General features: G+C 34.5%; 12 protein-coding genes. 8 read left to right on the top strand and 4 right to left on the bottom strand.

The window, feature by feature from the left end:
- Nucleotides 1-236: 236 nt before the first annotated feature.
- Nucleotides 237-1,118 (bottom strand): hypothetical protein, encoded by an 882-nt coding sequence (locus A994_RS04605; protein WP_004030146.1) that lies wholly within the window; start codon nt 1,116-1,118, stop codon nt 237-239.
- On the bottom strand, nt 1,115-1,447 hold the full coding sequence (locus tag A994_RS04600) for a hypothetical protein (RefSeq protein ID WP_004030144.1): 333 nt from the start codon (nt 1,445-1,447) through the stop codon (nt 1,115-1,117). Before A994_RS04600 ends, A994_RS04605 begins: the two co-directional genes overlap by 4 nt.
- A 398-nt stretch (nt 1,448-1,845) precedes the next feature.
- On the opposite strand from A994_RS04600, the gene A994_RS04595 reads away from it, so the two are divergent.
- The 5 genes from A994_RS04595 to A994_RS04575 all read left to right on the top strand — a co-directional run bounded on the left by A994_RS04595 (nt 1,846) and on the right by A994_RS04575 (nt 7,471).
- Nucleotides 1,846-2,202 (top strand): hypothetical protein, encoded by a 357-nt coding sequence (locus tag A994_RS04595; protein ID WP_004030143.1) that lies wholly within the window; start codon nt 1,846-1,848, stop codon nt 2,200-2,202.
- 395 nt (nt 2,203-2,597) lie between these two features.
- Nucleotides 2,598-3,950 (top strand): DASS family sodium-coupled anion symporter, encoded by a 1,353-nt coding sequence (locus A994_RS04590; protein ID WP_004030142.1) that lies wholly within the window; start codon nt 2,598-2,600, stop codon nt 3,948-3,950.
- Between the two features lie 89 nt (nt 3,951-4,039).
- A complete protein-coding gene (locus tag A994_RS04585) occupies nt 4,040-5,272 on the top strand; it encodes a histidine kinase dimerization/phosphoacceptor domain -containing protein (RefSeq protein ID WP_004030141.1) in 1,233 nt (410 codons plus the stop codon).
- Nucleotides 5,273-5,561: 289 nt separating this feature from the next.
- Entirely contained in the window at nt 5,562-6,914 is a 1,353-nt protein-coding gene (locus A994_RS04580) for a DASS family sodium-coupled anion symporter (RefSeq protein ID WP_004030140.1), read from the top strand.
- 110 nt (nt 6,915-7,024) lie between these two features.
- A complete protein-coding gene (locus A994_RS04575) occupies nt 7,025-7,471 on the top strand; it encodes a universal stress protein (protein WP_004030139.1) in 447 nt (148 codons plus the stop codon).
- Nucleotides 7,472-7,624: 153 nt separating this feature from the next.
- Here the strand turns inward: A994_RS04575 and A994_RS04570 are convergent, their stop codons facing one another.
- Nucleotides 7,625-9,418, bottom strand: coding sequence for a PAS domain-containing protein (locus A994_RS04570; RefSeq protein WP_272942731.1), 1,794 nt, complete (start codon nt 9,416-9,418; stop codon nt 7,625-7,627).
- Between the two features lie 444 nt (nt 9,419-9,862).
- Here A994_RS04570 and A994_RS04565 point away from each other — a divergent pair, with 444 nt between their 5' ends.
- The 3 genes from A994_RS04565 (at nt 9,863) to A994_RS04555 (ending at nt 13,556) form a co-directional block, all read left to right on the top strand.
- Entirely contained in the window at nt 9,863-10,219 is a 357-nt protein-coding gene (locus A994_RS04565; RefSeq protein ID WP_004030137.1) for a DUF2085 domain-containing protein, read from the top strand.
- A gap of 36 nt (nt 10,220-10,255) precedes the next feature.
- Entirely contained in the window at nt 10,256-10,825 is a 570-nt protein-coding gene (locus A994_RS04560) for an FxLYD domain-containing protein (RefSeq protein ID WP_004030136.1), read from the top strand.
- Nucleotides 10,826-11,327: 502 nt separating this feature from the next.
- Nucleotides 11,328-13,556: a tetratricopeptide repeat protein gene (locus A994_RS04555; protein ID WP_004030135.1), complete on the top strand. Its 2,229-nt coding sequence runs from the start codon at nt 11,328-11,330 to the stop codon at nt 13,554-13,556.
- A gap of 31 nt (nt 13,557-13,587) precedes the next feature.
- Here the strand turns inward: A994_RS04555 and A994_RS04550 are convergent, their stop codons facing one another.
- Complete coding sequence (locus A994_RS04550; RefSeq protein WP_004030134.1) at nt 13,588-14,586, bottom strand: abortive infection family protein; 999 nt, start codon at nt 14,584-14,586, stop codon at nt 13,588-13,590.
- Nucleotides 14,587-14,867: the final 281 nt, after the last annotated feature.

Below are 14,867 nucleotides of genomic sequence, written 5' to 3'. Positions count from 1 at the left end.
CCACTAATTATAATTTATTAATCCCTGGAAGTGAAATTTATCCAAATACCCGGGTTTTTTTAAAACTTCTTTCTACAGTAGACTGCTGGTTTATAATTCCCCCATAGGAATGATTCTTGATCATCAGTTACAGAAAAGGTACAGTTGTCTGTAAGGCTAATAAGTGCAGCTTTGTGTAAGGTTAAAAAATATATTTTCTCCTGTAGAATTAAAATTTAAAAAAAATAGTAAAGAGACTACTTTGATGTCCCTTTTATAGAACCGGGGGTTTTACCTGAATTTGATTTAAATCCAAAAAGCACCCTGAACATGTTTCTGAATGGTTTTCGGTATATGTGGAAGTGGATCAAGGTCCCCACAACCATCAGGATTGATAGTTCCACATGCCAGAAAGTTAAAGAAGGGTTTAATGCTGTTTTTATACCCATATTTATTAACAACACCAGGATAACCCCAGTACCTCCACTGCCAAGGCACCCTGCAGTGAGGAGTAGATTCCATATTCTTCTATGCTTATTTCTTTTTAGAATTCCCTTTTTAAACAGGAAATGTGTGATGAGGTAACCACCAATAATCAACATGCTTATGGGCAAGACAAAGTAATTGTTTGCATCTCCATTTAGGTTTCCAGAGTCTAAACTGGGAGAATCCTGCACTGTGGTGGCATTTGTATCAACTTGATCCTGCACCTGAGTATCAGCATTTGCTCCGTTTCCATGCCCACTATCCACTGTGGTGGTACTGGTATCATCTGGCGAGGTAGTAGAGGTGTCAGTGGTAGATGTATCGGTAGTGGTAACTGGTGTTGCCTGGGAAAAATCACAGATTCCATCTCCACCTACATCCATGTATCGGGAACACTGCCCGGGAAAAGGGTCATTCACCATTCCGTAGGGGCAAGTGGTGGCACATGAAGAAGACATTGTACTGGCAGCTATGAATGGAATTGTAGAACCTGCTACAAGGAGTTTCTGCTTTAAAGAGCCAGTTTCTAATGTGGATTTTATATTTTCTTTTGATAATGCAGATTTTAGCTTATCCTTTAATGGAACAGATTTTGACTTATCGTTTGATTTAGGAGTATTATCTGATATTTGGTGAGTAACTTTTCCAATCATGATTTCACCCTCCTCTTGGCAGGGATGAATGTGGTTTTAGCGGATTTCCAGTAGGTGTGGATGTGGAAAATTGTTACCAGAGCCAGAGTAATTCCCACTTCAACATGCCAGTAAAGTAGCTGAGGGTTGATTGGTAATTTCACCCCGAATTCCAAAAATAACAGCAGGATGAAACCTGCTCCGGCAGCTATCAGGAATGCAATTCCAATTATGAAATTCCATATATTGACGTGCAAAGCTTTTTTGATTAAATTCATTTTGTATAAGCTGTAGGTGAGTAAATAGCCCCCTATAAAAGGTAGGGCCGGTGATAATATATCGTAAACCATAATTTTGTTCCCCCGAAATTTTTTTCAAGTTTTAAAATTGTTTTAATTCTATTTATAACGTTTTTTTGGAGGTCTTAAAGCTAATAAAAAATTATAAAAATTTTTAAGATTATTTAAGAATTAAATAATTCTTTAAATCTATTTTAAGACCTTAAATTTACATTACACTACTAAATAGATCAACTATATAAAAGTAATTATTCCAAGTTTATGCCCAAATCTTTCCATAATCATGCCCAATTATTTGTTTTAAGATTAAAAAGAATTCTCATGTTTTATATACGATTTTGGGTATGTTAATGGCATAAAATTGGTGCAATTTGGGCATAAACTTGGAATAATCATTTATAAAATCTTAGACTTAGCTTAATGCACACACACCATGGAGGTGAAAATAGGTGAAAATTCCAAAAAAAGCAGCATTAATATGTGCACTGGTGATGATGATCAGCGTAGTTCCTGCCTTTGCATTGAATCAGACTGACAACACCACCACTACCGACCAAACTCAGGGCCAGAACTGTACCGGTAATCAGAGTCAACATAAATATCAGAACAGTCAGGGATCCTGCGATTCTGCAGGTGAAAATTGTGGCAGTTGTGATGGAGATCAACACCAGTACCAGTACGGTCAGAAAAACAGTGCATCAGGAGCTTCAAACTGCGACCAGGGCCACCAGTACCAGTACGGCCAGGGAAACAGTAACTCCGGCACTGGAATCTGTGACGGTACAAACTGCAAAAAAACTAGTTAAAACCTGTGAAAGGTCATTTAAATGACCTTTCATTACTTATTTTTTATAACAATACATAAATAGAGAATTTTCCTGAATTTTTCAATATTATTGATACTTAGTACCAATACCAGGGTGAAAAAGTCATACAGCACATGTAGTCTATTTTTAAACTTTAATCCAGAAATCTTACTGAAAGTTATAAATATTGTATTAATAACCGACTAAATCTTGCAACCAATACTTGTTTTTTGGATTAAATATATTTAGCACCTCTTTGAAATTATTACTTGTATAACAATTATCCAATATAATGATTAATCATTATTAAATAAGTATATATTATGTCATGGTTCTAGGTAACCTGTTAAATAAAGGGAGGCTTATAAACGAACATAAACTTAAAAGTTTTAGGAATGCCATTGGCCATTATTGCTTTTATAGTAATAATGCTAATTCCAATGAACGGTTTAAGCTATCCTGGCCATGCAGCAATTGCATTACTTGTATTCGCCGTTATAATGTGGGCTACAGAAGCAGTACATTTAGCAGTTACTTCTTTAATATTACTATTCATACAGCCCATAATTGGTGTTGCAAGTTTTGATGATGCTGTGATTGGTTTTGCAAACCCAATTATCTTCCTGATGATTGGTGGTTTTATTATTGCCGAAGCAATCCGAAAAAGCGGACTAGCCACACGACTAACTTACGTAATGCTTAATAAATTCGGTACAACACCGGATAGAAGCATCTTCGTGGCAGTATTCTCCACCGGAATATTATCCGCCTGGATTGAAAACGTGGTAGCCTTTGCAATGCTACTACCCATAATCAAGGAAATCATCCCACTAATGGGAGTTGACGACCCTGAAAAAGGTAAAAGCAACTTCGCAAAAGCCATGGTACTCGGTGCATCCTACGGTTCACTCGCAGGAGGATTCGGAACAGAAATAGGAACCGCACCCAACCTAATGGCAGCAGCCTACACCAACATCCCCTTCGCAGACTGGATGATATTCGGATTCCCCCTTGCAATTATCATGATGCTCATCATCTGGAAATTACTAGGCAGAATGTTCAAACCAGAAGTAAAGGGAATAGTAGGTGGGGCAGAAACCATAACAAATAAGCTGGAATCATTAGGCCCCATGACTGGAGTAGAAAAAAAATCATTGATTATACTTCTATTCACCATTGGATTATGGGTTACCACCGGCTTTACTGGACTTAACAGTTATTCTATTGCCCTGATCGGTGCTGTGCTTTTCTTCATATTCAAAATACTCGACTGGAAAGATGCACAGAACGGTGTAGACTGGGGACTAATCGTCTTCTTCGGAGGGGCATTAAGCCTCGGAGCAGCACTACTGCAAACTGGAGCAGCAAACTGGCTTATATCCGATATTGTCGCCATGTTGGGAAGTAATCCATCAACCATCCTTATAATGGTGGTTTTGATGATAATTGCCGTTCTTATAACTCAGGTAATGTCCAACATTGCACTTTCTGCGATATTGGTACCATTATCAGTTACACTTGCAATTGCACAGAACCAACCAGTAGGAACATACGCCGTTCCAGTAGCAATCGCCTGTTCACTATCATTCATGCTCCCAATGGCCGACCCAACAGTAGCAATGGCCTACGGAACAGGATATGTGAAGATCAAGGAAATACTAAAAGCAGGAGTCCCACTAGTTATAATCGGAATTATAGTAACCATTATAATTCTATTGAGCCCCCTTGCAAAACCAGCGCTTGGATAAAAACAGTTTAAAAACTTGAAGTGTAGAATCCGATTCTACATTTTTATTATTTTTTTAAAATAAATTGAAAAAATGGGGAGTTTAAAAACGTGGCAAAAAAGATGGCATATAAAGAGGGTAGGGGTGATTCTGAACCCAATGTATTGCACAAAAAAAAGAGGAATCAAAAACAATTAAAGGTATTAAGTGGGGATGAACTAGATTTAAAAGAAATAATGGATGTTTCTCCGGTCCCCCAATTTGTTATAAATAATGATCACAATGTTATTTACTGGAATCATGCCCTGGAAAAATTGAGTGAAATCAAGGCTGAGAATATTTTAGGGACCAATAAGCAATGGCAAGTATTTTACAATTCTGAAAGGCCATGCATGGCTGATTTTATAGTTAACGGACGTCTTGAAGAAATTCCCAAATGGTACAATACCCAAGATAGCAGATCTAAATTCGTTTTAAGATATCAGGGGCAATCCCAAAATTTAGGAAATTCCTGTGAAGCTGTGGCTTTTTTCCCCATAATGGGTGATAAAGGAAAATGGTTACATTTTACTGTGGATGCAATTAAAAATAATAAAGGTAAAGTAGTTGGTGCAGTAGAGACCTTTGAAGATGTGACTGAACAGATAAATTTACAGGATAAATTCATAAAGACTCTCGAAGAGAATGAGTTACTCCTTAGTAAAATTCATCATAGAACCCGGAATGACCTGCAGATAATAAATTCCATGATAAATTTTCAATCTTACTACACTGACGATAAAAAATCACTGGAACTTTTCAAAGATCTCCAGGACCACATTAAATCAATAACTCAAATCCATGAAAAAATTTACCCTTCCACTGATCTGTTAAACATTGATTTTGGAGTTTTCATTAAAAATCTGGTATTTGACCGACTCAGAGCATATGGAATTGGTAAAAATACCATTCAGGTGGATATTGACAGTAGTAAGATTTTACTTGACATCAACACTGCTATTCCATGCGGGATCATTGTAAACGAACTGGTGAATGATTCAATAAACCGCATTATTTTAACTGGAGAGCTTGAAGAATCTGGAGATGATAAAATTGAAGATCCTCACCAGGTGAAGGGCGAACTAGCAGTTAGAATTAGTAAAAAAGGCGAATTCTTTTTATTGACAGTTTATGATAATGCCAAAGTCTCACCAGAAAATCTGGACATCCAGAGTAACAAAAATGCACTTGATATGTGGTTTTTAAACAAGTTAGCAACTGAATTAGGCGGTACAGTTAGTCTAGAACAGGATAACGGAACTTTATTTAAGATTACATTTAAAAAAAATAATGTGCAAATCTGATTTTCACTTTTTAACCAGTAAAAAATTAACTATTCATACCCCCTAATATTGGTGCTTTTTTTGAATTTATTGAGAATTGAATTATTGAAAATAAAAGAGCTACTACACATCTTGTTTTTGTAATATATATTTAAATTATTATAATAAAACATGGTTTAATCATAAATCAGAATTTAAAATTAACATGATTAATCATTGTAAAATATGTTTATATTAATCTTAAGGCAGTAAGTTACCTGTTAAAATAAAGGGAGGCTTATAAACGAACATAAACTTAAAAGTTTTAGGAATGCCATTGGCCATTATTGCTTTTATAGTAATAATGCTAATTCCAATGAACGGTTTAAGCTATTCAGGTCACGCAGCAATTGCATTACTTGTATTCGCCGTTATAATGTGGGCTACAGAAGCAGTACATTTAGCAGTTACTTCTTTAATATTACTATTCATACAGCCCATAATTGGTGTTGCAAGTTTTGATGATGCTGTGATTGGTTTTGCAAACCCAATTATCTTCCTGATGATTGGTGGTTTTATTATTGCCGAAGCAATCCGAAAAAGCGGACTAGCCACACGACTAACATATGCAATGCTTAATAAATTCGGTACAACACCGGATAGAAGCATCTTCGTGGCAGTATTCTCCACCGGAATATTATCCGCCTGGATTGAAAACGTGGTAGCCTTTGCAATGCTACTACCCATAATCAAGGAAATCATCCCACTAATGGGAGTTGACGACCCTGAAAAAGGTAAAAGCAACTTCGCAAAAGCCATGGTACTCGGTGCATCCTACGGTTCACTCGCAGGAGGATTCGGAACAGAAATAGGAACCGCACCCAACCTAATGGCAGCAGCCTACACCAACATCCCCTTCGCAGACTGGATGATATTCGGATTCCCCCTTGCAATTATTCTAATGCTCATCATCTGGAAATTACTAGGCAGAATGTTCAAACCAGAAGTAAAGGGAATAGTAGGTGGGAGTAAGACCATATCCGATAAAATGGAATCTCTGGGACCCATGAAAAATGTAGAAAAGCTTTCATTAGCCATACTCATTTTTACTATTGGATTATGGATTACCGCCGGCTTTACTGGACTTAACAGTTATTCTATTGCCCTGATCGGTGCTGTGCTTTTCTTCATATTCAAAATACTCGACTGGAAAGATGCACAGAACGGTGTAGACTGGGGACTAATCGTCTTCTTCGGAGGGGCATTAAGCCTCGGAGCAGCACTACTGCAAACTGGAGCAGCAAACTGGCTTATAACTGATATAATGGGCTTACTGGGAAGTAACCCATCAATTATCCTCATAACTGTAGTTCTGATGATAATTGCCGTTCTTATAACTCAGGTAATGTCCAACATTGCATTAGCAGCCATACTGGTACCATTATCAGTTACACTGGCAACTGCACAGGGACAACCAGTAGGAACATACGCCGTTCCAGTAGCAATCGCCTGTTCACTATCATTCATGCTCCCAATGGCCGACCCAACAGTAGCAATGGCCTACGGAACCGAGTACGTGAAGATCAAGGAAATACTAAAAGCAGGAGTCCCACTAGTTATAATCGGAATTATAGTAACCATTATAATTCTATTGAGCCCCCTTGCAAAACCAGCGCTTGGATAAAAAAAGTGTAAAAACTTTAAAGTGTAGAATCTGATTCTACATTTTTATTTATTTTTTAAAAAAAATCTAAAACTCGAAAATGATGGAATAAATGAATAGAGGTTTTAAAAATGTTTAAAAAAATATTGTTACCTACAGATGGTTCAGAAGCATCCGAAAGAGCTGGAGAATATGCAATTTCTGCTGCAAATTTGAGTGGTGCAGATATAATTGTGTTAAACGTGATTGATACCGATTACCTGAACGCGTTACCACAACAGGATCTAAGAGAAAAACTAGATGAACAAATGCGTGAAGAAGGAAAAGAAGCTGTTGAAAAGTTCAAAAATAAAATTGAATCCGAAGAATGCGCAGGCAACTGCAAAAACATTAATTTATTAACCTTAATTAAACAAGGAAAGCCTGAAGATGTTATCCTAGAAACAGCGGATGAAGAAGGTGTTGATCAAATAATAATGGGCAAATCAGGTAAACATGGATTGGAGAAGTTTTTAATGGGCAGTACTACCGAAAGAGTGGTTAGAAGAGCTAAAATTCCTGTTAGCATCATATCCTAGATTTATGCACATTCTAATAATTTGAAATATTCTAAAAAAAAGTTCCCTGGGAAAATAGTAAAACCTGGTTAAAAATACATTAAACAGCTTGTTAATAAATAAACTTGCTGATAATAGTAAAAATTGTTAATTCTTTATTTTTAACCTTACTATTTACCTGCTTCCGCTTTTACACTCTGTGATATCACGCCAGTAGACTGAAATCCCATCATCAGATGGATAAACACTGATATCAAACCAGTGATCATTTTTAGAAAATTCAGAAATTTCAAAGTGTTGTATTTCCTTATCTCCCATTGCTTTACGTAACCGGGTCTCATATACAGTTCCTGTAAATTCAGGGAACCTTTCCCACAGGTTTTGTCCCAGGAGATCATCTGCATCTACACCCAGATACTCGGCAGCACACCGGTTAACATAGATGAAATTCCAGAAATTATTCAATGCCATGAATCCATCCTGTATACTATCTAATATGTTGGTTACTTGTTGTTTTCCACTTTCCAGTTTTTCTTCGGCCTGTTTGCGTTCAGTGTCATCAAAGACATAGCCTTTAACCTGGACCAGTTCATCAGAATCATTGAAGATACCCACCAGATTGGCAATAACATGGATCCGCATAATATCATATCTTCGCTGCCAGCTTTGAAATCCCATTATTTTACCTTCGCTTTTGAGACGGGTAACCATATAAGGCCAATCAAACGGGTTTGACTCGGATATATTCCATTTAAGTGCATTTTCAATGGTATCAAAGCCGTAAATCTCGGCAAAGGCAGGGTTGCACTCCAGTATTTTTCCATCTAAGGTGGCAATGAAATCCCCAGTGAGATCTTCATCAAATAAACGATGATATTTTTCTTCACTCTGCTTTAAGGCTTCCTCGGCTTCCTTACGTTCGGTGTCATCGAAAACATAACCCTTAACCTGCACCATCTCTCCCTGATCATTGGAAATACCCACCACATTAGCCACAACATGAATCTTCATGTTATCTGGTCTTATCTGCCAGCTTTGATAATCCTGTATTTTACCTTTATCCTGGAGGCGAGTGATAAGGTTCTCCCAGTCATGGGTGTTGAATTTGGAAATATTAGATCCAACAGCTTCTTCACTATCTTTAAACCCATGTATTTGGGCAAAAGCAGGGTTACATTCCAGTATTTCACCATCTAGCGTGGCAATGAAATCCCCGGTTAAGTCTTCGTTAAAAAGTCGCCTGTATTTTTCTTCACTTCTTTTTAAAGCTTCTTCAGCTTCCTTGCGTTCGGTGTCATCAAAGACATAACCTTTAACCTGGATTAATTGACCGGATTCATCGAACATGGCCACCACGTTACTGACAATATGGATATTCCTCCCGTCAGGCCTCTGGTGCGTTGTCTGGTGGCCCTGGATTTTATGGTCGGTTTCAAGGTTTTTTATTAAATTTTCCCAGTCATCCGGGTTGAAATCTGCTATATTAGCTTCTAGAGCATTTTCACGACTAGAAAACCCATATATTTCTGCAAAAGCAGGGTTGCACTCCATAACTGCACCTTCAGGAGTGGCGATGAAATCCCCAGTCAGGTCATCCTCAAAGAAACGACGGTATCGCTCTTCACTTATATGGAGTTCTTCAGTTCTTTCGGAGATGACTTCCTGAATCTGGACCAAATAGCCGGAATCAATGGTTGAAACTGTTCCCTCGATTAATAAAGGATCACAAGAAGTAAAAATAAAATAATCGCGAATTTTTCCAGAATCAAGTTGGGTTTGGAATCTGATAACACCCTTTTCCCTGATTTCATCCCTTTGGCAGGGGATAATTGGATTATGGAATAGGTTAATCTCGGGCAGGTCCTTTAATTTAGGTAATCCTATTAATTTTATTGCAGCAGGGTTAGCATCCACCAGTTCCCCTTCTTCATCATAAAGAAGAATTCCCATGGGAGATTTATCGAATATTTCCTTGAAAATATGGTAATAGCTTTTTACCGTTCATTCCCCCTGATAATCCATTATATAACTTTTATGTATTCATTGTCCTTGCTAATTATTATGGTTTGGGGATAAGAGTTGGGGATATGAGATTTTTTGTAATTTGAAAAAAGATTTGTTTATCAGAACTGGTTGAAAAATTCAACCTATTTCAAATAAAAATAATACTCCTCTAGATCAAAGCTTTTTTTAAACATTCCTAAAGACATATAACATTTTTATCAGTTTAAATAAACCGATTCATAGTATTTAATAAAATAAATCACTGATTTTAGTTAATCAAATGAATTACAATTAATTTAATTTGATTTTGAATAGTTAGTATTAACCAAAAGTAACATTTAAATATGCTTACAATATATTGTTGTTTAGTTGTAAAATTGTTATCAAACAAAAATTGGGCGGGGGCCTATGAAACACGAACTAAGTAATGAAGAATTTAAATTTTCAAATTTAATATGCCACAGAATCCCTGAAAGAACCTTTAAAATTAGGGGTCATTATTTTCCTGTTTGTTCAAGGTGCACAGGATTCTATATAGGGGCATTTTCCTATTTTATTTTAGCTTATTTTGTTTACGTCGAGTATACTGTTTATTTAATTTCTATCGCAATAATAATGTTAATTCCTGCTTTTTTAGATGGTTTTACGCAATTAATTGGTTTAAGATTGAGTAATAATGGGTTAAGATTATTAACTGGATTAATTGGAGGATTAGGTCTTGCAATTATCGTCAAAGCAATAAAATGGATGATAATTAGTAGTTGATGTTTTTTTAATTATCAAAAAAATAGGAGCGATTAAATGACAAAGATTTGTCCTAATTGTAATCAAGCAAACGTAGATTCTGCAGGATTCTGTCAGAATTGTGGTACAAAATTAAAAGAATCTGTAACTGCACCATCAGAAAATAAAAAGCCAAAAGGTGGAGCAAGTGGATGGTGGAGTAAACAAAGTTCAGGTGGAAAAGCAGCCATCCTGCTGGTAGGAGTTTGTGTTATCGGACTCATAGTAATTGTAGGTTTGGCAGGGATGATTTCTTCTGATAAAACAACTTCAACATCTTCATCCTCTCCATCTGTAAGCACATCTTCACAACCAACAGGAAACATAACCGTACTAAGTTCAAGTGCAAGACGAGATAGTATAGGAAATTACATAGTTTCAGGTGAAGTTCAAAACAATTATAATACTGATAAAAAATATGTTGAAATCAGCGGAACCGGATATGATTCAACTGGTAAAGTTGTTGCAACACATACAACATATGCCAGCCTTGATTCCATACCTGCAGGAGGCACATCACCATTCACACTTTACTTGGATGATGAAAATGACCAAATAACAACATATAAACTGCAAGCACAAACATAATCCCTAAAAATATTTTGAATGAGGTTTCCATAATCCTCACTTTTTTAATTTTTTTTAAAAAACTGTAATTTTTAATATAGCTAATTAATCAAACATTGAACTGGTTTTAGGTGTTATAATTGAATACAAAATTAACAGGGAGCAAATAAACCTTTTTTATCAGAATTATGGCCTAAAATAATAATAAATCAAAAAAGGAAAATTAACCACCCTCATTTGATAGGATATTGAATTATTGTCCGGATAAAGTGTATCAATCTTTATTAGTACTTAAACTAAAGTACAGTATTTTCGCCAATGGGTGGATAAATGATCTTTATTTTAAAAATTGAATGATCATAACTTATTTATAATATATCAGAGCATGAAAACAAACATATTTAATGATTAAGTAGTATATAACTCTTATGTAAATTTTTTTCATGATCAAAATGCAGTATTATTGTTATATTTTGTTCGGTTTTTAATAAGTATAAATTGATGAATAACAAAATAATAAAATATGGATTTAGAAGTTCTTAGTAAATTAGATGAGCTCAAAGCAGCGGAATATGGGAGAATTAAGAAAAAAGTTAAAGAAAATAATGTTGACATATTAGATTTTTATCCAGATCTTGACTTAATAACACCTTATACTAGTTCAAATTCTGCTACCTCTAACAATATTAAACCCTATCAACTTTTACCTTTCTTTAAAACTATAATTGTAGATGTAATTCCTTTACCTAATGAGGATTTATTTGAAAGATATTATGGGGTGTCTGTTGAAGAATTAATCGAATTAGAAAGAAAAGAAAGGGCGGTTATTAGACTTCCGGGTCTTTATTCTCATTATAAAGGTTTGGATTACCTTGATCCGATTTTATCTAGAAGACCTCATTCATCTTTTTTGGTTAATTTGGTATTCGGATCATTAATTAATGATAAGATAGTCGAACAAAGTGAAGAAATAGAAAATTTTTTTAAGGAAAAGGATTTTGATTTTGGTAATAATGTTTCTATGGAAATGGGAATGATTGATCCATTAGTTTTGGTCTCTTCTGATATAATAACTGGCAATAAACCTTATTTGGGTAATTTTACTAACAACGATTACATAAAATTCACACGAAATAATTTTCTAAAGTTGAATTACGCAGGTTATAATAATGTTAATAGGTTCATAAAGGGGATATTAGATGCCGGTCACGGCAGGTTAGATTGGGCTTTTTCATATTCATCTGCTTATGCCTCTTTTTTAGCTGATCCTCTTCTTAACTCTTTAAATGGAACTCACATGGCGAGCTACAACATGAAAGAGATTTTGAATGATCTAATTCTTAGAACATCTAATGAAACCCTTAAAAAGGGTTTTTTGAGCAAAAGTAGTGAAATATTGTCATATGATCTAGGTAGAACATTGTCTGAAGAAATCGTAATGCATCTACCTTTAAATATAGATGATGCCCTCGCTTTTGATTCAGAAGGAGCTATTGATGCTTTAAACAGTTTAGAAAAAGTCATAACTGATAAAAATAGTGATGAAATTATCGAATTTACAAGTACTCTTCAAAATGAACTTTCTGAAGCTGGTCAAATTGTGGAAGGGATGAGAGATGCAAAAGAAAAACACACAACTAATATATCACATATATCCACAACAATCAGTCTTTTGGGTGCTGGAGCTGCCTATTTGTCGGAAGATCCTAATATAAAACCCATTCTATATGCTACTTCTTTAATCTCAAAGGTGATTGGTTCGACTGTTAAGACAGAATCAATTCAGAAATTAATAGAAGGAGTCTTCAAACTAAATAAAAGTGATCATGTTCTATTTTTATATAAAAATCATGGAAAATTTTCAATCACTCCAAAAACTAGGGAAATAAGAGTTTTAAACAGTAAAAAAGCATATAGTGATACTTTATCAATGAAATATGATTATTATGAATATATTTACAAAAATATACCTATTTTAAGGGTTTTAATTGATATAACTGCACGTATGATTGTTGGTAAAGGTCTTTCCTTAAAGTATACTGGCAATGATGAAGTCCCAGATACTAAAATGATGGAAATGTTAGAAAAGTGGAGAGATGAGAATTTACATGATGAATTAATTATATTGCAAATGAAATATTCATTGCTTTATGGAAAATCGTTTTTCTTAAAAACAGTGATTAAAAAAGGCAAAAAACGGGACATTAAACTTAAAATGATTCATCCGAAAATCATCAGGCCATTTTATAAAAATAGGAAGCTTAAAGGATACAAAATTCTGAATGAACGAGGAGATGAACAATTATTCCATAAGGATGATATCGTCGATTTCAAGCCAACTACAAGAAATATATCCTTTGTAGAGAAGTACATCTACTTATTCGATGAGATTTACCCAAATATAACTAATAAAGAAAATAGGCCTAAATTACTTTATGATATTTTATTTGAAGATATGGATAAAGCTGGAATTTTATCCCATCAAAGTTACGGGGAATCCGAAGCTTTATTTTTAAATTCATTGAAACTCGCTCAGTTCTTAGAAAATTGGCTTTGGACTGCTATAATACTTATGTCCATTGGAGATCTTAACAGACAATACAATTCCAATGAAAAAGCCCTTGAATATTATTTAAAGGCCAATGATCATATTGAGGGGAAAGTATTCAGTGGGCTGATGGAAAAAATAGAAATGGATTTGAATAATAGGATTATAGAAACCCAACAGATCCTATGGTTTAAAAAAACATAATCAAATGACATCTCCTTATTGATCCTATTATCTATTGTTTATCATCACTATATTCAACTTCATTGTACCTTTCAATGAGAAAAACAATATATGTCCCTGTAAGTCTCAGAACAAAATCTGCATAACTTTTTTCCATCTCTTTAATATCTACTCCTTGTCCATGCCCAATACCCTCCATATTTCTAATAATATTTGGGCCCTTCTTTAAAACGGAAAAAAATGGACTTACTAAATCTCTAAAACTAGAATCAATTATATCTGTCTCATCCTGAACTTTTTGCACAAGTGTTGATATTTTTTCCTTAGCAGGATTAAAATCATGATTTTTTTTCTTTAAAATTGTTTTTAGGGTACTTTCATAAGATTTGTTAGCTTTATGAATTGCGTCATCATATTTTTCATATCTGTAATCATCCAAAGCACGTTCAAACTCATTTAATGGACCCCTAAAGTTTGTATCATTCAATAAAAGTAAAGGTTCTCTGATTGTTTCAACATACAAATACTGCGAGTTAAATGGTACAACAATATATGGTAATTTTGGTAAACTGACAGGAACAATTTCATAGCCTATTTTATCTATCCTGAAAATTTCATTAATTATATTAATGAATTCTTTAAATTCTTCTTCTTTTTTAACAAATTGAGGGTTGGGAGGTCTTTCAATTGTTTTTCCAGTGCTTTTTACCACACTTCGTGATCCTTCTACTAAGATCCGATATAATGGACTATCATCATACTTTAAGCTAATCAAGATTTCAATTGCTGAAAGAAATTCATTTTCATCACATGAATACAAAAAACCTTCAATGATCTCATTATTATATAAATTATCTGATATTTCTCGCCCTAACTCCATTCTAAGTGTGCCAATAAGATCAGATAGCTCTTCATCACCAGTATTGTCCAGAATATGATTAATAATCTTAAATCTGACTTTATTATCAAGATCATAAGAATAGTAATCTGGGATTTTCCCTTCTAGTCTTTCCATTCGTCGGAAAAATAAATCTCTTATTGGATATAACATACTACCACTTAGATAATTTATTTATCTCAATTCTGTTGACCATTACTTCGTTATATCGGCATATTACGAAGTTCGAGTTTCAAACTAAATTTATTAAAACCATTTTTCATCAGATCTCTAACTTCCACAAAAATAAATTAATTTAATAATACTTTAATCTATGTTTCAACCCCCATTAACCCACCAGAAATATCCAATTTCTGTCATTAACTGACCTGATATTGATAATATAATGAAATATAAAATTAATAACTCTAAACTTGCACTAAATATAATGTTAC

This window comes from Methanobacterium formicicum DSM 3637 (genome assembly GCF_000302455.1).
Classification (GTDB): Archaea; Methanobacteriota; Methanobacteria; order Methanobacteriales; family Methanobacteriaceae; genus Methanobacterium; species Methanobacterium formicicum_A.
This window is presented reverse-complemented; position numbering and strand designations above follow the sequence as displayed.